Origin of the sequence: Xanthomonas fragariae, from assembly GCF_900183975.1 — a bacterium.
GTDB classification, from domain to species: Bacteria; Pseudomonadota; Gammaproteobacteria; order Xanthomonadales; family Xanthomonadaceae; genus Xanthomonas; species Xanthomonas fragariae.
Genome location: NZ_LT853882.1, coordinates 4,013,063 through 4,033,118 on the forward strand (window position 1 = coordinate 4,013,063; position 20,056 = coordinate 4,033,118).

17 protein-coding genes and 3 pseudogenes are annotated in these 20,056 nt (G+C 62.9%); 4 read left to right on the plus strand and 16 right to left on the minus strand.

The features are described 5' to 3' along the window. Positions 1-61: 61 nt before the first annotated feature. The 5 genes from PD885_RS18675 to PD885_RS18695 all read right to left on the minus strand — a co-directional run bounded on the left by PD885_RS18675 (position 62) and on the right by PD885_RS18695 (position 7,988). On the minus strand, positions 62-484 hold the full coding sequence (locus PD885_RS18675) for a DUF2147 domain-containing protein (RefSeq protein ID WP_002809469.1): 423 nt from the start codon (positions 482-484) through the stop codon (positions 62-64). A 436-nt stretch (positions 485-920) separates the two neighbouring features. Continuing rightward, a complete protein-coding gene (gene uvrD / locus PD885_RS18680) occupies positions 921-3,107 on the minus strand; it encodes a DNA helicase II (RefSeq protein WP_088057056.1) in 2,187 nt (728 codons plus the stop codon). A 123-nt stretch (positions 3,108-3,230) separates the two neighbouring features. Next, positions 3,231-4,622, minus strand: a complete 1,392-nt coding sequence (locus tag PD885_RS18685; RefSeq protein ID WP_002809466.1) for an FAD/NAD(P)-binding protein — start codon at positions 4,620-4,622, stop codon at positions 3,231-3,233. Positions 4,623-5,020: 398 nt separating this feature from the next. Continuing rightward, positions 5,021-6,439, minus strand: a complete 1,419-nt coding sequence (gene cls, locus PD885_RS18690; protein WP_002809464.1) for a cardiolipin synthase — start codon at positions 6,437-6,439, stop codon at positions 5,021-5,023. A gap of 181 nt (positions 6,440-6,620) precedes the next feature. Then, a complete protein-coding gene (locus tag PD885_RS18695; RefSeq protein ID WP_088057118.1) occupies positions 6,621-7,988 on the minus strand; it encodes an IS5 family transposase in 1,368 nt (455 codons plus the stop codon). 214 nt (positions 7,989-8,202) lie between these two features. Between PD885_RS18695 and PD885_RS22855 the strand changes: the two are divergent. Beyond that, positions 8,203-8,413: pseudogene (locus PD885_RS22855) on the plus strand (4-carboxy-4-hydroxy-2-oxoadipate aldolase/oxaloacetate decarboxylase); the annotation flags it as partial. A gap of 229 nt (positions 8,414-8,642) precedes the next feature. On the opposite strand, the gene rpmG reads toward PD885_RS22855, so the two are convergent. From rpmG to rsmG, 5 genes and pseudogenes are all read right to left on the minus strand, one after another. Next, the gene (rpmG, locus tag PD885_RS18700) at positions 8,643-8,810 is read right to left on the minus strand and encodes a 50S ribosomal protein L33 (RefSeq protein ID WP_002809462.1); all 168 of its coding nucleotides are present in this window, start codon (positions 8,808-8,810) and stop codon (positions 8,643-8,645) included. A 13-nt stretch (positions 8,811-8,823) separates the two neighbouring features. Continuing rightward, positions 8,824-9,060 carry a 50S ribosomal protein L28 gene (gene rpmB / locus PD885_RS18705; RefSeq protein WP_002809459.1) on the minus strand — a complete coding sequence of 79 codons (237 nt, stop codon included), beginning with the start codon at positions 9,058-9,060 and terminating at the stop codon, positions 8,824-8,826. A 201-nt stretch (positions 9,061-9,261) separates the two neighbouring features. After that, the gene (locus PD885_RS18710; RefSeq protein WP_088057057.1) at positions 9,262-9,750 is read right to left on the minus strand and encodes a hypothetical protein; all 489 of its coding nucleotides are present in this window, start codon (positions 9,748-9,750) and stop codon (positions 9,262-9,264) included. 126 nt (positions 9,751-9,876) lie between these two features. Next, a pseudogene (locus PD885_RS22455) lies at positions 9,877-10,051 on the minus strand (efflux RND transporter permease subunit); the annotation flags it as partial. A 228-nt stretch (positions 10,052-10,279) separates the two neighbouring features. Continuing rightward, complete coding sequence (gene rsmG / locus PD885_RS18720) at positions 10,280-10,918, minus strand: 16S rRNA (guanine(527)-N(7))-methyltransferase RsmG (protein WP_088057137.1); 639 nt, start codon at positions 10,916-10,918, stop codon at positions 10,280-10,282. A gap of 210 nt (positions 10,919-11,128) precedes the next feature. Between rsmG and PD885_RS18725 the strand changes: the two are divergent. Continuing rightward, a pseudogene (locus tag PD885_RS18725) lies at positions 11,129-11,452 on the plus strand (PhoD-like phosphatase N-terminal domain-containing protein); the annotation flags it as partial. A gap of 334 nt (positions 11,453-11,786) precedes the next feature. Here PD885_RS18725 and PD885_RS18730 read toward each other — a convergent pair. Further along, a complete protein-coding gene (locus PD885_RS18730) occupies positions 11,787-12,383 on the minus strand; it encodes a 4'-phosphopantetheinyl transferase family protein (RefSeq protein ID WP_002809433.1) in 597 nt (198 codons plus the stop codon). Between the two features lie 126 nt (positions 12,384-12,509). Between PD885_RS18730 and PD885_RS18735 the strand changes: the two genes are divergently transcribed. Further along, on the plus strand, positions 12,510-12,761 hold the full coding sequence (locus PD885_RS18735; RefSeq protein WP_002809431.1) for a GlsB/YeaQ/YmgE family stress response membrane protein: 252 nt from the start codon (positions 12,510-12,512) through the stop codon (positions 12,759-12,761). 53 nt (positions 12,762-12,814) lie between these two features. On the opposite strand, the gene PD885_RS18740 is transcribed toward PD885_RS18735, so the two are convergent. The 5 genes from PD885_RS18740 to PD885_RS18760 all read right to left on the minus strand — a co-directional run bounded on the left by PD885_RS18740 (position 12,815) and on the right by PD885_RS18760 (position 17,861). Then, positions 12,815-13,252 (minus strand): GFA family protein, encoded by a 438-nt coding sequence (locus PD885_RS18740; protein WP_002809430.1) that lies wholly within the window; start codon positions 13,250-13,252, stop codon positions 12,815-12,817. Beyond that, the gene (gene xth / locus PD885_RS18745; protein WP_002809428.1) at positions 13,249-14,034 is read right to left on the minus strand and encodes an exodeoxyribonuclease III; all 786 of its coding nucleotides are present in this window, start codon (positions 14,032-14,034) and stop codon (positions 13,249-13,251) included. The genes PD885_RS18740 and xth overlap by 4 nt, the downstream gene beginning before the upstream one ends. A gap of 317 nt (positions 14,035-14,351) precedes the next feature. Beyond that, complete coding sequence (locus PD885_RS18750; RefSeq protein ID WP_002809426.1) at positions 14,352-16,079, minus strand: cation acetate symporter; 1,728 nt, start codon at positions 16,077-16,079, stop codon at positions 14,352-14,354. After that, complete coding sequence (locus PD885_RS18755) at positions 16,076-16,393, minus strand: DUF485 domain-containing protein (protein ID WP_002809424.1); 318 nt, start codon at positions 16,391-16,393, stop codon at positions 16,076-16,078. The genes PD885_RS18750 and PD885_RS18755 overlap by 4 nt, the downstream gene beginning before the upstream one ends. An 85-nt stretch (positions 16,394-16,478) precedes the next feature. Then, positions 16,479-17,861, minus strand: a complete 1,383-nt coding sequence (locus tag PD885_RS18760; protein WP_040762721.1) for a DcaP family trimeric outer membrane transporter — start codon at positions 17,859-17,861, stop codon at positions 16,479-16,481. A 239-nt stretch (positions 17,862-18,100) separates the two neighbouring features. Here PD885_RS18760 and acs point away from each other — a divergent pair, with 239 nt between their 5' ends. Then, positions 18,101-20,044: an acetate--CoA ligase gene (gene acs, locus PD885_RS18765; RefSeq protein ID WP_002809420.1), complete on the plus strand. Its 1,944-nt coding sequence runs from the start codon at positions 18,101-18,103 to the stop codon at positions 20,042-20,044. The last annotated feature ends 12 nt before the right edge of the window (positions 20,045-20,056 follow it).

Here is a 20,056-nt window from a genome sequence, read left to right on the forward strand (position 1 = left end):
GCCGCCCGTGATGGCGGCCAGCTAGTGACGTCGCTGGAACGCGTCTGCTTTTGCAAGGCGATCAGTTGGCTGGCTGCCAGGTCGGACCTTGGCAGATGAAGGCCACGCACCCCTCCACTTTCAATGAACCATCGGTATCCCGCCTGATCTTGGCGTTATAGGTCTTGCCGGACTCCGGGTTGTAGATCTTGCCTTTCCACAGATCCCCCGCATCCACCAGCTCGCTGAGGATCACGGTGCCTTCCATCGGAGTGTTGTGTTTTCCCGGATCCGGATTGAATACGTCGGTCTTTGCGCTACCGGGCTTGCTTCGCAGCACCTTGACGATTTTTCCGCATAACGACGCGCCGCAGGACTGAATCTCCACCAAGGCTTGCTGATTATCGGTGAACCATTTACCGGTGATTGGCTCGGCGGCAAATGCATGAGTGCTCTGAGTGACAAGACCGACGATAAGGCAACAAGCTGCAGCGAGACGTTTCATTGGAATCCCCAAGCGCGATAAGACGTGGATGACGGGCGATGTTCGCTGAGCTGAAGTGCGTGACAGACTCCACGCCAATCTTTCTGCACCAGACAACTTTGATGATATCGACGTCGTCTTGGAAGATGATTAGCGTCGGTTTTGCCGTGTTTACGCAGGTCGCCACAAGCGAGTGCCGCCATTTACGCTGGTCGTGCTAGCGGACAAGTCCACGCTCACGGTGAAAGGCGAGCGCATCAACTCCACCTTCAGCTGGGAAATGTGAGCGTGCGCGATGCCGCGGAAGCGATGCCTCATCCACTGCGGTTACCGCATGCATTGACGCTATTTCGATTCGTCGCCTGACGTCAGACAACAACCGGATTAGGAATGGCGCGCTCCAGCGCCATCATGGCTTCATGAAGGGGGCAGAATCGCCGGTGGGAAAACAACCGACCTACACCACCGTCAAATTCGCATACGCCATCACCAGCCATTTGGCGCCGACTTCATCGAACTGCACCTGCACGCGGGCATGCGCACCGGCGCCTTCATAGTCGACCACTACACCGCCGCCGAACTTGGGGTGTTCGACGTTGGCGCCCAGTTTGATCGGTGCCGCTTCGACAACGCCATGCACCGGTCCGCCACGCGTCGCGCCCAGCGAGGCGGTGCGCGAGACCTGCACTTTCGGACGTACTTCGTGCACCAGATCGCGCGGAATTTCGCGTAAAAAGCGCGATGGCACGTTGTAGTTGTCCTGGCCGTGGATGCGCCGCGACTCGGCGTAGCACAGCACTAGTTTCTGCCGCGCGCGGGTGATGCCCACGTACGCCAGACGACGCTCTTCTTCCAGCCGCCCGCTTTCTTCCAGCGACCGCGCGCTCGGGAACAAGCCATCTTCCAGCCCGACCAGAAACACGGTCGGAAATTCCAGACCTTTAGCCGAATGCAGCGTCATCAGCTGCACGCCTTCTTCGCCGGCCTGTGCCTGGCCTTCGCCGGCTTCCAGCGAAGCGTAGGCGAGGAAGGCGACCAGTTCGGTCATGCCCTGGCTGTCTTCGTCGTCGGGGCGGGTGAAGCGCGAAGCCACCGACACCAGTTCGTCCAGGTTCTCGGTGCGCGATTCCGAATCCAGCCCACCGCGGCTTTCCTTGGCCCAATGCTCGCGCAATCCTGAGCGCATCAGCACGTGGTCGATGCGCTCGGCCAATTCCATCTCGCCGGTTTCGGCATGCAACTGACCGACCAGGCTCAGGAACGTGGCCAACGCATTGCGCGCACGTGCGGCCAGGGTGTTTTCCTGGGTGCACAGCATCGCCGCTTCCCACAGCGACAGCGCATTGGCACGCGCCAGCCGGCGCACTTCATCCAGTGTGCGATCGCCGATGCCACGCGTCGGCGTGTTGACCGCGCGCTCAAACGCGGCATCGTCGCTGCGGTTGGTGAGCAGGCGCAGATACGCAAATGCATCCTTGATTTCGGCGCGTTCGAAAAACCGCGTGCCGCCGTATACGCGGTACGGCAGCTGCTCGGAAATCAGCGCTTCTTCCAGCGCGCGCGACTGCGCGTTGCTGCGATAGAGCACCGCCACTTCGCCGTAGCTGCCGCCGTCGCGCACCCACTGCCGCGCGCGCTCGACCACATAGCGCGCCTCGTCGACTTCGTTGTAGGCCGCATACAGATCGATCGGATCGCCATCGCCGGAATCGGTCCACAGCTGCTTGCCGATACGGTCCGGGTTGTGCGCGATCACCGCATTGGCCGCGCCCAGAATATTGGCGCTGGAACGGTAATTCTGCTCCAGCCGCACGGTCTGCGCACCGGGAAAATCCTTCATAAAGCGCTGGACGTTCTCGACCTTGGCCCCGCGCCAGCCGTAGATGGCCTGGTCGTCGTCGCCGACCACGAACACATGCCCAGTCTCGCCGGCCAGCACACGTACGAACGCGTACTGAATCGCATTGGTGTCCTGGAACTCATCGACCAGGATCTCGCGGAAGCGCGCACGGTAATGCGCCAGCAACGCAGGGGTATCGCGCAGCAGTTCGTGCGCGCGCAGCAGCAACTCGGCGAAATCCAGCAGCCCGGAGCGGTCGCAACGTTCCTGATAGGCCGCATACACCTGCCGGCGCACCTCGGTCCAATCGTCGTTGGGCTCGGGCTGGATATGTTGCGGACGGCGGCCTTCGTCCTTTTGCTCGTTGATCCACCAGCTGATCTGCTTGGGCGGATACTTGCTTTCGTCCAGCTCCAGCGACTGCACCACGCGCTTGACCAGCCGCAGCTGGTCGTCGCTGTCCATGACCTGGAAGCCTTCCGGCAGCTGTGCGTCCTGCCAATGCAGACGCAACAACCGATGCGCCAGCCCATGGAAGGTGCCGATCCACATCCCGCGGCTGCCGTTACGCAGCTGCAGGTCGGTGCGGTGGCGCATTTCGCCGGCGGCCTTGTTGGTGAAGGTCACCGCGAAGATGCCGTGGTTGGGCACGCCCTGAACTTCATTGAGCCAGGCGATGCGATGGATCAGCACGCGCGTCTTGCCGGAGCCGGCGCCGGCCAGCACGAGGTAGTGCCCCGGCGGCGCGGAAACGGCCTCGCGCTGGGCGGGGTTTAAATGATCGAGCAAATGAGAGACATCCACCGGTGCATTTTACCGGTTGTCGCGTCACTTCGGCTGAGATTGCGATGAAGCGGTTGGGATTGTGGTAGCTGATCGCCTAGATAGAGTCCCTCTCCGGCCGGCACCGCGATCCCGGCACCTGCTTCAACGCCTCAATGCCCCCAACACATCCCGCGCAATCGCCGTGGCCTGCTCCCGCAGCTCCGGCACCGCGAGGCTCTCCCATAATGATCCAGTCCGCAAACTGCCAATCACCCGCAGCCGCGGATTCGCGCAACCATCGGCAGCGATCAGACTGCCATCGGCATCGGTATCCACGCCAATCCCATGCGGCCCGGCCACTGCAATGCCCTGCCCCAGCAATTGCTGCAGCAGCGGGTTGCGCATCGCCTGCACGCGCATTTCCACACCGGTGGCATTGATCAGCGTCTGCACATCCAGCTGCAATGCATGCCCGGCATTGGCGCCGGCACTCACGCGCACGCAAGCGCCCGCCTGAAACGCGACGTCCAGCCGCGCGCGATGCAATTGCAATTGTCCACGCGCATGCATCGCCTGCAGCTGCGCATGCACCGGCGCGGCAATACGATGACGGTGCACGTCCCAATAACGCACTACATGACGCAGGAAGCGGCACTGATCGGCCATCGACAGCGTTTGCCACAGCGCCTGACTCAGCGGGCGAATGCGCTCCATCACGCCCTGCCAGGGCAAGCCCTGCGCCGCTGCGACGCGCGCATGCTCGCGCAACGTGCGCATGCGCGCGCGCAGCGACATCGTCAACAGCAGCTGCGGGTCGAACTCTGCAACTGCGCCATGCGCCTGCGGCAACGGCAACAATCCATGTCGCGACACCACATGCACCGCTCCACGATGCGCCTGCGCAGCCAGCGTCACTACCGTATCGGCCATGCTCAGCCCCGAGCCGACGATGCATACCGCCGCATCCTGCGGCAAAGCCGCGACCGCCTCGGTGTCCCAGGCATCCATCCGCTGCGCGCCCGACAAGCCGGTCGCTCCACGCAGCGGCAACGGCCGTAGCGCGTTGCCCACCGCCAGCACCACGGCGCTGGCCTGCACGGTCTGTCCATCGTCCAGCTGCAGCAGCGCGCCGCCTGCGTTGGGCTGCAATGTCTGCACACGTGCGGCGTGCAAGGTCAGCGTCGCTGGGCTATGCGCGCGTGCAGCGTGCAAGCGATCGCGCAAGTAAGGCGCGTAATGCCGACGCCCGACAAACTGCCGCGGCAGTTGCGCGTCCTCCAGTTCCGGGTAATACACATTCGCGCGCAGGTAATCGACAAAGTCTCGCGGAGCCTCCATCAGCGCACTCATGCGCGCGGCCGGCACATTGAGCAGGTGCTCGGCACGTGCGGTGGAATACGCCACGCCCTCGCCCAGCACCGGATGCGGTTCGATCAACACGATCTGCATCGGCGCGGTCGCCTGACGCAGCAGCTGCAGCGCAATCAGTACACCGGAAGCGCCACCGCCGACGATGGCGATCAATGTATCGCCAGGATCACGCAGTTCATTCATGGCGCAATTGTAGGCGATGCCTGCATCGCGCCGATGACGGTGGATTTGTCAGTGGGAGAAATGGCCATCACTCCACAGCGCCCTGCGGTGCCAGACGCGTCTGCCGGTCCGCAGACCTGAACGACGCATCCTGGACATGATCAGCCGTTGCCCAGAACACGCTCGCCATTGAGAAGCAGCTAGCCAACCCGTAGCAAGCAGAGATCGAGCATGGCAGGCGGCGCTTATGAACCGCAGTGGTGCAGTGGTCAAGTGGCGACCCACCCAAGCCCCGGACGGGGACGCCTGAAGCCTTGGGCAGCCCTTCTGTTAACCGCTCGGAGTCGCACCACCAACAGCAAGCCCCAGCACGCATTGCAAGAACGACATGTAGCCGTGCCAACTCAAACCATCCACCGCTACATCAACGCATCCGCCAAGCGCGCAATCCCCTCACGACTGCGCCGCCATGCCGGACGACGACGCCACTGTTCCAGATCCAGCTGGCGCGCATTGGCCAGATAGTCCTGCTCGATTTCGCGTAACCGCTTCACCACGCCGGTGTCGTAGCACAACATGCCGATCTCGGCGTTGAGCGCGAACGAGCGGATATCCAAATTGATCGAGCCGACCAGCGCGATGTCTTCGTCCATGCTCAGATGCTTGGCATGCAAGAAATGCGGGCGGTACAGCGCAATCTTCACTCCACAGCGCAGCAGTTCCTCGAAATAGGCTTCCTGCGCCCACGCGGCCAGTCGCTGGTTGTTGCTCGCCGACAAGATCAGCTGCACATCCACGCCCGATACCCCGGCGATGCGCAGCGCACTGAGCAAGGCTTCGTCCGGCATGAAGTACGGTGTCACCAGCACCACCTTACGACGCGCAAGATGGATCACCGCATTGATCGCATCGCGTGCATTCTCGAACGGATACGCAGGCCCGCTGGGCAGCAATTGCGTGACGATATTGGCCACGCATACCGGCGCGTCCGGCCACACGTCCAGGCGCTGCCCGGTTTCGGTGAACCAATCGCTGGCGAAGACCGCTTCCAGATGATTGACCACCGGCCCGCGCACGCGCGCCACCAGCTCGCGATTGGGCGTGCCGGTGATGAAGCCGGCCTCAGCCAGGTTCTGCGAACCGACAAAGCCCACCTGGTTGTCGATCACCGCAATCTTGCGATGGTTGCGCAGATCCATGCGCCCGCTGCGGCGCCAGCGCAGGCCGCCGGGCAACACCGCCAGCACCTCCACGCCGCCAGCCTGCAGCCGTTTGCGATAGCGGCGCAAACCGCGTTTGGCGCCTACTGCATCCAGCAACACGCGGCAGCGCACGCCACGCGCACTGGCACGCTCCAGCGCCGCCGCCGCCGCATCGCCCACCGCATCGTCGAACATCAGGTAATACAGCAGATGCACGCGTTTCTCCGCTGCGTCGATCGCCGCGATCAAGGCCTGCAACGACTGTGTGTAGTCGTCCAGCAGTTCCACCGCATTGCCCAGCGTCGGCATGAAATCGCCTTCCCGCTCGATCAGCCGCACCACCTCGGCACTGCTAGTGTCCGCCTGCGGGGTCCAGCGCAAGGCGTGCAAGGGCAATTGCTGCTCGCGAATCACCTGCGAAGCGGTCGCTTGCCGTTCCACGCGCAGGCGCGACAACCAAGGATGGCCGAACAATAGATACAGCGGCAGGCCGACCACCGGCACGAAGCCGATCAACAACAACCAGCTGCGCGCCGCGCCAGGCGTGGTGCGGGTGGGAATCCACAGCAGCGCGGCCAGGCGGATCACCCAGTCCAGCGCCAGTAGCCAGGTCCCTTGCAACCAGTCGGGCAGCATCAGCAATCCGTTTTCAAGAGGAGTCCGATTCTGACCCGGACGCGCGTAAACGCAACGGTGCAGACGTGGTGATTGACGTGTAACAGCGAAACCGTCCGCCACCACCAGCGCGTAAAGACGACGAGGATTCGGTTCTGGGGTCAGTGGCCTACTCTAAATAGTCGTCCCTGAAAAATCCCCTTCAAGCGCCAAGTGCCGTCGGTGACAGCGGCGCGGTACTCAAGGATGACCATCCCATCGCCCGCATCCAGGCACGCAAAAACGCGATCCAGCGCAGCAGCCAGCGCAGGTTGTAGCCGGCGGCGCAGCCGAGCACGTGCAGCGCATCGCCTTGGGCACCTTTCAGCCTGCAGCGACGCAACCGGCAGTCGTCTTTCAGATGTCCGATCACCGGCTCCACCGCCTGCCGTCGCTTGATCCAGCGCCATTGCCGTCGCGTCAGGGTCTTGGCCTTGCCGCGATGCAGGACCTGCACGCCATCGACCGCGCGCCCGCGATAGCCCAGGTCCACGATCGCCACCGTCGGTTCTACGCTCACATCCTGCAGCAACCCGCGTGTCTGCTCCAGCTGCTCGGCCAAGGTATCGCCGTCGTACGGGTTGCCCGGGAAGCTGCGCGCACCCACGACCAATCCCTTGCAGGCGGTGACCGCAATGCCGACCTTGACGCCGAATTCGTACGCTTGACGCGCCTTGCCCTTGCCGATGCATTCCACTTCCGGGGCATGCAATGCGTAGAGTTTTTGTTTGTCCTTCGGACGCTGCGTGTACAGCCGTTGCGCACGTTCCAGCCAGACAGCGATGCGCTCGCGCACGCCGGGTTCCACCTGGTCCAGCTTGCGCTCGATATCGCGCAACACCCGCCCCAATACCGTGCGTTGACGTCGCAGCACGCGCTGCATGCGCTTGAACTGGCGCGCATGCGCATACCGACCTGCCTTGCGGCTCAGGGCCGGGCCTTGCCGCGCGTAGCTCTGCCGCAATCCGATGCCGTGCCGCCTGGCCACTAAAACCAGCTTCTTGCGTGCCACCTCCAGCAAACGGCTGTCGGTCGGATAGGCGATCGCCTTCTCTTGCACCGTGGTGTCCACGATCACCCGCGACAACTCGCGTGCGTCCACCGCCTGCATCGCATGCGCGGCGTTGATGGTGTGCGCCAGCAGCTCTTCCATCCCGGCCTCACCCAGGCGCTGCCGCCAGCGCGTCAGCGAGCTGGCATCGCACGGCAAACGCGTCTGGAACACGACCTCACCGGTGAAGAACTGCCAGTACGGATTCTCCAGCCAGCGCTCGCACACCGCTTCATCGGACAGGTCGTAGGCGTGTTTGAGGTAGAGCAAACCGGCAATCAGCCGCACCGGCAATGCCGGCCGACCGCCACCGGCCTGGGTGGCCGGCAAGCGCGATGAAAGTGCTTGCTCCAACGCCGTCCACGGCATCCGTTGGCTCAGCCGCGCCAGCGGATGACGCAGATCGATCTGGTTCTCCAGCCGCGATCGAAACAACTCATCGGCAGGCATGTCTTCGGCAGCAGGACGGCGTGTACGCATGGGCGGAAATTGCCAGAAACCAGCCTTCAGCGTAGCGAACACTGGTAGTTTTGGCACGCCGGTGCAGACATCAAGGCCTTGCGGTCGTTGGGTGGTTGGGGTTTTTCAGGGGCGACTAAATACAAGCAAACCCAAATATGCATAACCCAGATGAGTCTTGGGCTGCCTCGCTCTCGGCGCACAGATGCGGCTCGCTACTAACGAGTATGAATGGATGGGCCAGTTCGTCACTCAGGTCAAGCGCATCTGCCTGGCCATCGTCGATGGGCTTGCGCGGGGCCGGCGTGGCGACCATCCAGGAGGCGCACGGGCGCACCGGCCTGCTCATCCCCTCTGCGTCCGATCTACACCGGCTGTGCTGCACCGCAGGCACCGTGTCGGTACCGCCGGGCGACGACCGGATGATGCATGCGACCATCGAGCAATGACGCCACGGCGATGTGCTGGTAGTCGCGCCGACCAGCGAATGCAGGGGCTGTGGTTCCGGCCGGAGAGGCGACGCCGGCTGCCGAGTTGTATCGCAAAGTATTCGAAGGCAATGGATGCCGGGCATGCACATATGCTTGTGACCACACCCACAACGCACCACCCCACAACGGAAAGACCCGCCTTTCGGCGGGTTTTTATTTGAAAACAGATCCAGCGATCAGTTGATCACTTGATCTTGCCTTCCTTGTACATGACGTGCTTGCGCACGACCGGGTCGTATTTCATCATTTCCATCTTCCCCGGGGTGTTCTTCTTGTTCTTGTCCGTGGTGTAGAAGTGGCCAGTAGCGGCCGAGGAAATCATACGAATCTTGTCACGCTTGCCTTTTGCCATGACTGCTTACTCCTCAGACCTTTTCGCCGCGCGCACGCAGCTCTTTCAGAACGGCATCAATCCCGTTCTTGTCGATGGTGCGCAATGCATGCGCGGAGACACGGAGCTTCACCCAACGGTTCTCGCTGGCGACCCAGAAGCGGCGCTCGTGCAAGTTGGGCAGGAAGCGACGACGGGTTCTGTTGTTTGCGTGGGAGACGTTGTTACCCGTCTGCACACGCTTGCCGGACACTTGGCATACGCGGGACATTACGCACCTCGATAAATGAATAGCCACCCATAGCCTGGGGAGCGGCGGCCCCGACAGCGCCAGGCTGCCACGCAACGTTGGGAATCAATAACTTACGCTGGAACAGGCCGGCAACCCCATCGCGTTGGGCACCGCCAACCGGAGCGATCCGGGCACAGCGAGCCGCGCATTATGCACGGCATTTTCTTTGGCTACAAGCACTTAGCGAGCGATCGTTGCCTGACCTGAGCCGTCAGTTCTCTCGCTGTCCCCACTGAACTCGATGCGCTGACCAAAGATGTCGCAAAACAGCTGTGTTTTCACACCCTCGAAAAAGCCGTTAGTCGCTGTGTACCCAGCTCCTTGAACGGCAGGTGATGCAGGATGCGACTGCTTCCACCACCACCGATCAATCAGGTCTAGATGTCGTTGCGTATCGGAAAATCGCTCAGGCAGCGCCAGTGCGGTCAAGGAGAGAATCCTACGGCGGAGCCGTTGCCGCTCATGACGCTTTTCCTCGCTGTCGTGGCGGTAGGCAATATGCACGAGCGAATCGATGGCTTCTATCAGTTCTTTTGATGTTTCCTTCCGCACTTTCTCTCGCTCGACCTGCAAAGAAGCTTCTATCTGCCGGCTCGCCACGCATGCCGCGACACAGCCGCCAATAGCAGCAGCAACCAAAGTCGAAACAATGTTTGGCCAATCAATCACGTCAATCTACCTGAGGGGGTACCTCACGTTATTTTAAAACGCATGCCGCTGGAATCTACTGTCACTCTGGATTCGATCAGCACATAAGATCCACCACGCTGCGGTAGTGCGATATGTCTCTCATTTTCATGCCGCGTGCAGCCAGCGATACAGCACCAGCAAAGTTGAGCAAGGTGGACGAGACCATCTCGCCGATCACCGCCGTGACCAGCGGGCGTTGCACTTCAGCATCGGCGCCGACGTTGAAGGCCATCGGCACAAAGCCCAGTGCGCCCACCAACGCAGTCATCAGCAGCGGGCGTTTCGTGGTCATGCGCTGCTGCGGCCGCAGCCACTCAGCAGTAGCTGCGCGATCAAGCACGTTGTCGCCGGTGGTGTCGCTGGATTCGTCGGCCTGCCTGTTTCGGCCTGGCGCCATGCCTATTTTTTATAGCTCGCGCGGAAGTGGCCGGCGCATCCGTTTTCTCTTGCAGGCGGGAGAGCGGTTGCCATGAGCGCAATCAAACCGCGCGACTCACCATGCTGCGGGTCAGGCCTTGCGCACCACCACCAGATGCCGTTCTCCATCAAGGCCGGGCACCTGCAGCGGATGCACCTCGCGAAGGCTCCAGCCTGCAGGAAGTGCGGCGATCTCGTCGTGCGGGTAAATGCCCTTCATCGCCAGCAGACTGCCGCCGGGGCGCAACAGGTGCCCACCGACGGCGATGATGCCGGCCAACGTGTCCAGCGCCCGTGCGGTGAGGTGGTCGTAGGCGGCCGGTTCGTCCAGCGCCTCGGCACGCGACTCGGCCACGCGTGCATTGCCCAGAGCCAAGTGCCGCAGCGCCTCGCGCATGAAGCGCGCCTTCTTGCCGTTGCTTTCCACCAGGGTTACCTGCAACTGCGGGCGGGCGATCGCCAGCGGAATGCCCGGCAGGCCGGGGCCGGTGCCCAGATCGGCGAGCGTGCCGCTGGCGATGTACGGCTGCATGGCCAACGAATCGAGCAGATGGCGGGTGACCATCTCGCGCGGGTCGCGCACGGCGGTGAGGTTGTAGGTCTTGTTCCAACGCACCAGCAGCGTTAGATAGCGCAACAACGGCACGGCAACGTCCGCATCCAGCAATTGGGCCTGCAGGCCGTGCGCAAGTGCGGCGGCTACATTGGGGGGAAGCATGACATCGTTCATGCCGCGATTATCGCAGCTGGCGGCAGCGGTCGGCAGCGCGGCGCATGACCACATCGCCTGGGCGGGCGGTCATGCGCCGCGTTTGGCGTGCCAGCGCTAGGGCGTGACACGCTTCGCCCGGCCGGATCACGCACCTGCCACGGGCACGCTGCGGCAAGAAGGCGGCTGTCCAGCTGCATGCTGCCGCAGTTGCCTGAAGGACATCGCATGATCGCCGCTTCCGATCCGGGCCGCCGCCTCTTGCAAGGTCTGGGTACCGGGCTACTGCTGCCGGCCACTGCCGCCTGGTCCGGTCACACGCTGGCCGCGCCGTCCGGGCGAGCGAGCATCACCGACGGGGTGCACAGCGGCGATGTGCTGAAGGGCCGCGCGCGCTGCTGTGGAGCCGTTGCGATCGCCCGGCGCGCGCGGGTGGAATGTGAGACGCGCCCGAGCCTGCGTCGGGGGCACCGCGTGGATGGGCAGATGGCGGTGCCGGCACATGACTTCACCGCGCATGTGGATCTGGGCGCGTTGCCGCACGATCACGACATCCTGTAGCCGCAACCGGGCGCGGACGCTCTTCGGGCCGACCATGGTGTTTCAGAAGGCCCCACACCTGCGCCGAACACCTCGCCGCTGGCCGATTATCAGTTCTTCGGCGAAGTGGAGATCGATAGCGCGAGTGGCGTGCTGACCGTGACCTTGCGCGATCTGCACGGCGTAGCGCAATGTCGTCGGCCAATCGTGCCGCATGGTGCGGCGTAGTCGAGACGTGCCGACATCCCTGCGTGGTTTGCGCATGGCTGCATTGGACACCGTGCGTCGCCACTTCCCATGCAGTGGCCGCGCCCGCCTGGTGATTGCGTGGCACGCGTGATCGCCGCCACTAGCCGGCCGCCACCCGATAAAACGCCAACGCCGCACGGTAGCCAGGTGCTGCCCACCACTCGTGCAGATGCCAGTGCGTGGCCTGGCCGAGTGCGGGATCGCACCAATGCAATTGCAGCGCGCCGTCGGCCCTCAATGCATACGCAAGCCGATGCAGACCAAACGACAAGCCATGCCCGTAGGCCTTTAGCAAGGCTTCCTTGGCGCACCACAGACGAAAAAACAGCGTTTGTTGCGCGTCGGGCTCCAGCACGGCCAGCAGTGCGATTTCATCGGGATGGAAGAAACGTTGCGCGATCTCCAGCAGACGCAGGCGGGGGCGGATGCATTCCAGGTCCACACCCAACCGCACGCCTTCGCCCAGCCCGACCAGCAAGTAGTCGCCGCTGTGGCTCCAGCCGGTGTCCCGCTCAGGCAGAGCCGGTTGCAGAGATGGACGACCACGTGCGTCGCGCTGCAATGGCACCTGCGCGGGGTCGATGCCTAACGCCTGACCGAGCAATTGCCGCGCCTGCGGCTCGCCGCGTTGGCCGTGCCGATGCGGGCGCAGCCACAGCTGTACCGGGCCGTGCTGCCAGCTCGCCTGAGCTGTCACGTGTCGTACACAAAGCCGAACGATAGGCGAGCTTGTTCACCGCGCTCGACAGCTGCTTCACGCGGGGCTGCGTCCAATGGCGCCCATGCACTACTTCCGGTGCACTCAAACAAGGAGATCGGCAACATGGGCATCATCATCTGGTTGATCGTCGGCGGCATCGTGGGTTGGCTGGCCAGCATCATCATGCGTCGCGATGCACAGCAGGGCATCATCCTCAATGTGGTGGTCGGTATTGTCGGCGCCATGATCGCCGGGTTTTTGTCCGGTAACAGCATCAATCAAGGCGTCACGTTGATGACGTTCGTGTGGTCGTTAATCGGCGCGGTGATCCTGCTGGCGATCGTCAATCTGGTGACGCGCGGCCGCGCGCGTTAATCAAAGCGCACGTTGATTTACCCAACGCCCGGGCTTGCCCGGGCGTTGTCGTTTCAGCCATCGACCGGGATGCGATCAGCCAGGTGATGGACACCATCTTCCACAGGCGCTGTGATGTTCAAAGCATACGGATTGACGCCTTCCAGGCAACCAACGTTGTAGCCGTATTCGTTGGGAGTAGAGCGGCGGCGGTGATGCGTATAGATACCGCATACGCCGCAGAAATAATGCGCAGCCGCATGCGTGTTGAACTGATACAGCCGCAGCACGTCTTCGCCTTGCACCACATGCAGACCGTCCAGCGTGACCGAGGCGACAATGGCGCCGCGACGGCGACACATCGAGCAATCGCAGCGACGTGGATCGAGCAAACCGTGCGGCAAGTCGAGGTCGATCTGCACCGCGCCGCAGTGGCAACTCAGCCGATGCACCGGCCCAAGCGTGACCTCGCCCACCTTATGGGTACTCCGCCGCAGCGTGCGCTCGCTCATGCGCCGGCCTCCGCTGCCGCAAGCTGCACCCATGCCGGTGCGTGATCGCTGGGGCGCTCCCAGGTGCGTGGCTCGCGATCGATGCCTGATTCCACTACGCGTGCGCGCAAGGCGTCCGACACCAGGGTCAGATCGATACGCAGGCCGAGATTGCGGCGGAACCCAGCCTGGCGATAATCCCACCAGCTGAACTGCTCGGCCTCGTCGTGGTGCAGACGAAACGCATCATGCAGGCCCACCGCGAGCAACTTCTGCAGCGCGGCGCGCTCGGCAGTGGACGTGAGGATGTGGTGCTCGTCCCACACCGCCGCATCGTGCACATCGCGCGCATCCGGGGCGATGTTGAAGTCGCCCAGCACGACCAGTTGCGGGTACGTTTGCAGTTCCTGCGCCAGCCAATCGTGCACCGCGGCGAGCCAGCGCAGCTTGTAGGCGTATTTGTCCGTACCCACGTCCTGGCCGTTGACCACGTATAGGTTGACGATGCGCACGCCATCGACAGTGGCAGCGATGACGCGCTGCTGCACGTCATCGAAACCGGGGATGCCCATCTGCACGTCCAGCGCCGGCAAGCGCGACAGGATCGCCACGCCGTTGTAGGTCTTCTGCCCGCAAAACACGCTGCGATAGCCCAACGCCGCGAGCGCCGCATCTGGAAATTTGTGGTCTTCCAGCTTGGTTTCCTGGATGCCGACCACGTCGGGCGCGAACGTGCCCAGCCACTGTTGCAGGTGCGGCAGGCGCACGTTGAGCGAGTTGACGTTCCAGGAGGCAATCTTCATGGCGCGGACCGTGGTTCAAACCACCAATGGTACCCCGCCGTTCGCTTGGCCCTTAGGGCTGCGGTGCGAGGCGCACGCCGAGCTGGTTGGCGACCGGCGTTCGCGTTTAAGGATGCCGGTGTGGGTCGGGCGGTTGAGGGCACGTACGCGGCCAGGGTGCTGGAGCCGCCGCCATCCAGGTGGTGGCGGCCGAATCGATGCGGCCGCCTTTGATCGACAGTCCTTCGGCGGTGACACCCTGGCCTGCGGCCGGCACGGTGGCGAGGCGGCCTGGAATCTGGTGTTGTCCAAAACGCACAACAAGATGAGTAGGTGCGTCAGTGACCCGACGGTCCGGTGGCCCCTAAGCCGGTTTCGGCACGGATCTGCTGCGCCTTGAATGCGGCACGTTCGGTGGCCGCCTGCGGGCTGCGATCCAGGATCGAGAACAGCCAGATGCCGACAAAGCCAATGGTCACCGAGAACAGCGCCGGCGAGGTGTATGGGAACGGCGCCGAGCCGGCTGCATTCCCCAGCGTGTCCACCCACACCGACGGCGACAGCACGGTGAGCAGCAGGGAGGAGACCAGGCCCAGGAAGCCGCCAATCACCGCGCCACGGGTCGTGCAGTTCTTCCACAACAAGGAGAGGATCAGCACCGGGAAGTTGGCCGAGGCGGCGATGGCGAATGCCAGCGACACCATGAAGGCCACGTTCTGCTTCTCGAACACGATGCCCAGCAGCACCGCAATCGCCCCCAGGATCAGGGTTGTGATGCGCGAGACCTTGAGCTCCGAGCCCGGGGCCGGATTGCCCTTCTTGATCACCGTGGCATACAGATCATGCGACACCGCCGAGGCACCGGACAGGGTCAGGCCTGCGACCACTGCCAAGATGGTGGCGAAGGCCACCGCGGAGATGAAGCCCATGAACACGTTACCGCCAACCGCGTTGCCGACCAGCACTGCCGCCATGTTGGCCGCACCTTTGCCGCCGTGGATGGTGCCGGTGGCGACATCGGCGTACTGCGGGTTGGTCAGCACCAGCGCGATCGCACCGAAGCCGATGATGAAGATCAGGATGTAGAAGTAGCCGATCCAGGTAGTGGCCCACAGCACCGACTTACGCGCCTGCTTGGCATCTGGAACGGTGAAGAAGCGCATCAGGATGTGCGGCAGACCGGCGGTACCGAACATCAGTGCCATACCGAACGAGATCGCCGAGATCGGATCCTTCACGAAGCCGCCCGGCCCCATGATCGACAAACCGGCTGCCGCTGCATCCTGCGGCGATGCACCGCCGTTGGCCGCAATGGCCGTCTTCACCCGCACACCTTCTGCAAACAGCGCTTCGAAGCTGAAGTTGAAGTGCCACATGATCGCCACCGCCATGAAGGTCACGCCGGTCAGCAGCAGCACTGCCTTGATGATCTGCACCCAGGTGGTTGCGGTCATGCCGCCGAACAGCACGTAGACCATCATCAACAGGCCGACCAGCGTCACTGCGATCCAGTAATCCAGACCGAACAGCAGCTTGATCAACGCACCGGCGCCGACCAGTTGTGCGATCAAATAGAACAGCACCACCACTAGCGTGCCGGACGCGGCAAAGCTGCGGATCCCCGTCGGTGCGAAACGATAACCGGCCACGTCGGCGAAGGTGTACTTGCCGAGGTTGCGCAACCGTTCGGCCATCAGGAAGGTCAGGATCGGCCAACCCACCAGAAAGCCGATCGCATAGATCAGGCCGTCGTAGCCGTTGGTCATCACCGCCGCGGTAATGCCCAGGAACGAGGCCGCCGACATGTAGTCGCCGGCGATCGCCAGGCCGTTCTGGAAACCGGTGATGCCGCCGCCGGCAGTGTAGAAGTCCGAAACCGAGCGGGTTTTCTTGGCCGCCCACTTGGTGATCCACAAGGTGCCCAGCACGAAGAAGCCGAACATACCGATCGCCACCCAATTGGTGGGCTGCTTGTCGACCTGGCCGATGTCACCGCCGGCCGCAAGCGCGATGCCCGCCGGCATCAGACCGGCCAGAATCAGAAGAAGGCGCGAATACTTGCTCATTTGCGGGCTTCCTCCAGGATCTGCGCGGTCAGCTGGTCATAGGTGTTGTTGGCGCGACGCACGTAAATGGCGGTGATGATGATGGTGAACACCATCACCCCGATGGCGATCGGGATGCCGATCGATGTCACCCCATCGCCGATTGGTGTGGCAAGAAACGTCTTGTCGAAGGCGATCAGGCCGATGTAGCCGAAATAGGCCAGCAACATCAGCACGGTGAGTGTCCAGCCCAGCGCATTACGCTGACGCTTGAGTGCGTGGTACTTCGGATTGGCATCGATCTTGGCGATCAACACGTCATTCGAGACGGTCATTGTCTGTCTCCTGATAGAGCGCTGATAAAACGAAGGTGGCGATGCCCGCCCAACCGGAATGGAACGGTCCGCCAATGGCAGAAAACTAGAAGCTGTACTTGGTAGTGAATTGCAGGCGCGAGATATCGCCGCTGTCGCCGTTTTCGGCTTCGCGACGGCCATACATCAGCTCTGCACCCACATCCACCTTGGGCAGCGGCGAATAGAAGATGTTGGTGCGCAGGCTCTGTTGCGACGCGCTCGCCAACGCGCCGGTGTTGGCCAACGCGTGGTCGTAATCCACCCGCGAATACATGATCGTGCTGCGCAGCCTGGCGCTGTAATCGTGCCGCCACGCCACCCAGCCGGCCACGGTGGTGACGGTGTGGATGTTGCCGTCCACATCGAGTTCCACATCCGAGCCGTTGCCCAGGCCAAGATAGCGGCCAAGACCTTCGCCGTAGCTGAGCTGATAACGCAGATCGTTGCTGGAATTGATGATCCAGCGACCGCCGCCGGCAATGGCGCCGCCGAAGTCGGTGTCGTTGGTCAACGCGCTACGCGTGCGGTACTGACGCGCGATCGCCGACAGCCCGAACGTGCCCCAGGTGCCCTTCCAGTTGTAGCGCGCGGTCAGGTCCGGCATCACGCCATGGTCCGAGGCCAGGAGGGTGTTGCCGCCCTGGTAGGGCGTGGTCAGGATTTCTGGATTTTCCGCCGACACGCTGAAGGCTCCACGGGTGTAACGAATCTGGGTCTGACGGCTGAACAGCGCCCCGTCGGTCGGCCCGACGATGTCGGCTGCCTCGGGCAGAATCGTGGCATCGATGAAGTTGGACCAGGTCTGGCCGGCCAGCCAGTTGTTCCAGCTCATGTAGGCATGGCGCAAAGTGCCGCCGTACAGATTATTGACCTGGCTGGCCAAGGCGTTACCGAAGAAATCCAGTTCGATGAAGCCGGTGAGCTTGTCGCCGTTTTCGGTGACCGTGTCCACGCCCAGGTTGAAGCGCGAAAACTTGGCATGAAAATCGGTGTCGGTGCTGGAGGCCTGTCCACCGACCGGCGTCTGCGTCGGGATGTACAGGTACCGCCCCACCGCGCCCTCAGGCAATGCACCGTCGGAGGTGCGGGTGGTCATGAAGTCGGCCTTGATAAAACCGCCAAAACGAAACGTTGTCCCCGGCAACGCGTTCGGCGTGATGCTGCTCAGCTGGATCGGCTTTTTGCCGGCCGGCACCACAGGCGCGGCCGGTGCCTGCGCTTGCAAGCTGCGCACCTCGCTGACCTGGGTCTGCGTCTGGGCAATCTGGCTCTGCTGTTGCTGCTGCGCGGACACCAGCAAGTAGACCTGACGCTCAAGCTCGGCAATGCGCGCTTCCAGCGCCCTTTCCCTGGGCGTTTGCGCCAACGCCACGCCCGGCAGGATGGTGGCCACACATAAGGCAGCCGCCAACGGATGGCGCACCATCGGTGCAGTACGGTGTTTCATGAAACCCTCTCCCCAATGAAGGCCTCGCGCTTGATGGCGATGCAGTACGGAGCCTGAGGCAGTTCGCGCTTCGGAGCCTATTCGCCTTTGGTCGTATGTGCGCAGCCCCGCTGGATTGGTTACGACCATGGTCTAAGAGGCCGTTGACTGCCGGGACAGAATGGATGCGGCACACTGATCGTCTACCGAGGGCAGCAACAACGCCCTCTCCCGACAAGTTCATCGCAAGTGAGGGTGCCATGGCTGATGTTTATCCCGTCGATCCCGCGTTCGCCGCCGATGCGCGCGTCACGCGCGAGCAGTACGCAACGCTGTACCGCGAGTCGATCGAACACCCCGAGCAGTTCTGGGGCAAGGCCGCGCAGCGGCTGGAATGGTTCAAGCAGCCCACCCACGTGAAGGATGTCAGCTTCGCGCTGGACGACTTCCATATCCGCTGGTTCGACGATGGCGAACTCAATGCCAGTGTCAATTGCCTGGATCGCCAGCTGGCCACCCGCGGCGACAAGACCGCGTTGTTGTTCGAACCCGACAGCCCGGATGCCGCGTCGTACCCGGTCACCTATCGTCAGTTGTACGAGCGCGTCTGCAAGCTCGGCAATGCGCTGCGCAACCTTGGCGTCAAGAAAGGCGACCGGGTCACTATCTATCTGCCGATGATCGTCGATGCGGCCGTGGCCATGCTCGCCTGCGCACGCATCGGTGCAGTGCACTCGGTGGTATTCGGTGGCTTTGCCGCCAATTCGATCGCCGATCGCGTGATCGATTGCCAGAGCAAGCTGATCATCACCGCCGACGAAGGTTTGCGTGGCGGCAAGAAGATTCCGCTCAAGGCCAACGTTGATGCAGCACTGAAAAATCTCGCCACCAACACGGTGGAAACAGTGCTGGTGGTGCGTCACACCGGTGGTGCGGTGGACATGCAGGCGCCGCGCGATCGCTGGTTCCATAATGTGGTCAACGGCCAGCCGATCGAGTGCGAACCCGAGCGCATGAACGCCGAAGACCCGTTGTTCATCCTCTACACCTCCGGTTCCACTGGTAAGCCCAAGGGCGTGCTGCACACCACTGCCGGCTATCTGTTGTTTGCCAGCTACACGCATGAAGTGGTGTTCGACTTGCGCGAGGACGACATCTATTGGTGCACCGCCGATGTGGGCTGGGTCACCGGCCACAGCTACATCGTCTACGGCCCGCTCGCCAACGGCGCCACCGCGGTGATGTTCGAAGGCGTGCCGAACCACCCGAATGTGTCGCGCTTCTGGGACGTGATCGACAAGCATCAGGTCAGCTTGTTCTACACCGCGCCCACCGCGATCCGCGCGCTGATGCGCGATGGCGAAGCGCCGGTCAAGAAAACCTCGCGCAAGAGTCTGCGCCTGCTTGGCAGCGTCGGCGAGCCGATCAATCCGGAAGCCTGGCGCTGGTATTACGAAGTGGTCGGCGACAGCCGTTGCCCGATCGTGGACACTTGGTGGCAGACCGAAACCGGCGGCATCCTGATCTCGCCGCTGGCTGGTGCAGTCGATCTCAAACCCGGCTCGGCAACGCTACCGTTTTTCGGCGTGCAACCGGCCCTGGTCGATGCCGAGGGCAAGATTCTGGAAGGCGCCACCGAAGGCAATCTGGTGCTGCTGGATTCGTGGCCGGGCCAGATGCGTAGCGTCTACGGCGACCATCAGCGTTTCATCGACACCTACTTCCACACCTATCCGGGCAGCTACTTCACCGGCGACGGCTGCCGCCGCGATGCCGATGGCTATTACTGGATCACCGGCCGCGTGGACGATGTGATCAACGTGTCCGGCCACCGCATCGGTACCGCCGAAGTGGAAAGCGCGCTGGTCTCACACCCGAAGGTCGCCGAAGCGGCAGTTGTCGGCTTCCCGCATGACGTCAAGGGCCAGGGCATCTACGCCTACGTGACCCTGATCGCTGGCCAGACCCCAAGCGAGGAACTGCACAAGGAATTGGTGAGCTGGGTGCGCAAGGAGATCGGCCCGATCGCCTCGCCCGATCGCCTGCAGTGGGCTCCGGGCCTACCCAAGACCCGCTCGGGCAAGATCATGCGCCGCATCCTGCGCAAGATCGCCGAGAACGCCCCGGATCAACTGGGCGACACCTCGACCCTGGCCGATCCCTCGGTGGTGGACTCGCTGGTGAGAGAACGACTAACGCGCTGAAGAGCCGGGCTT

What these genes read in the sequence shown, in the direction of transcription:
- PD885_RS18675 (WP_002809469.1), bottom strand. Translation starts at nt 484, where the DNA reads ATGAAACGTCTCGCTGCAGCTTGTTGCCTTATCGTCGGTCTTGTCACT.
- PD885_RS18685 (WP_002809466.1), bottom strand. Translation starts at nt 4,622, where the DNA reads ATGAATGAACTGCGTGATCCTGGCGATACATTGATCGCCATCGTCGGC.
- cls (WP_002809464.1), bottom strand. Translation starts at nt 6,439, where the DNA reads ATGCTGCCCGACTGGTTGCAAGGGACCTGGCTACTGGCGCTGGACTGG.
- PD885_RS18695 (WP_088057118.1), bottom strand. Translation starts at nt 7,988, where the DNA reads ATGCGTACACGCCGTCCTGCTGCCGAAGACATGCCTGCCGATGAGTTG.
- rpmG (WP_002809462.1), bottom strand. Translation starts at nt 8,810, where the DNA reads ATGGCAAAAGGCAAGCGTGACAAGATTCGTATGATTTCCTCGGCCGCT.
- rpmB (WP_002809459.1), bottom strand. Translation starts at nt 9,060, where the DNA reads ATGTCCCGCGTATGCCAAGTGTCCGGCAAGCGTGTGCAGACGGGTAAC.
- rsmG (WP_088057137.1), bottom strand. Translation starts at nt 10,918, where the DNA reads ATGAACGATGTCATGCTTCCCCCCAATGTAGCCGCCGCACTTGCGCAC.
- PD885_RS18735 (WP_002809431.1), top strand. Translation starts at nt 12,510, where the DNA reads ATGGGCATCATCATCTGGTTGATCGTCGGCGGCATCGTGGGTTGGCTG.
- PD885_RS18740 (WP_002809430.1), bottom strand. Translation starts at nt 13,252, where the DNA reads ATGAGCGAGCGCACGCTGCGGCGGAGTACCCATAAGGTGGGCGAGGTC.
- xth (WP_002809428.1), bottom strand. Translation starts at nt 14,034, where the DNA reads ATGAAGATTGCCTCCTGGAACGTCAACTCGCTCAACGTGCGCCTGCCG.
- PD885_RS18750 (WP_002809426.1), bottom strand. Translation starts at nt 16,079, where the DNA reads ATGAGCAAGTATTCGCGCCTTCTTCTGATTCTGGCCGGTCTGATGCCG.
- PD885_RS18755 (WP_002809424.1), bottom strand. Translation starts at nt 16,393, where the DNA reads ATGACCGTCTCGAATGACGTGTTGATCGCCAAGATCGATGCCAATCCG.
- PD885_RS18760 (WP_040762721.1), bottom strand. Translation starts at nt 17,861, where the DNA reads ATGAAACACCGTACTGCACCGATGGTGCGCCATCCGTTGGCGGCTGCC.
- acs (WP_002809420.1), top strand. Translation starts at nt 18,101, where the DNA reads ATGGCTGATGTTTATCCCGTCGATCCCGCGTTCGCCGCCGATGCGCGC.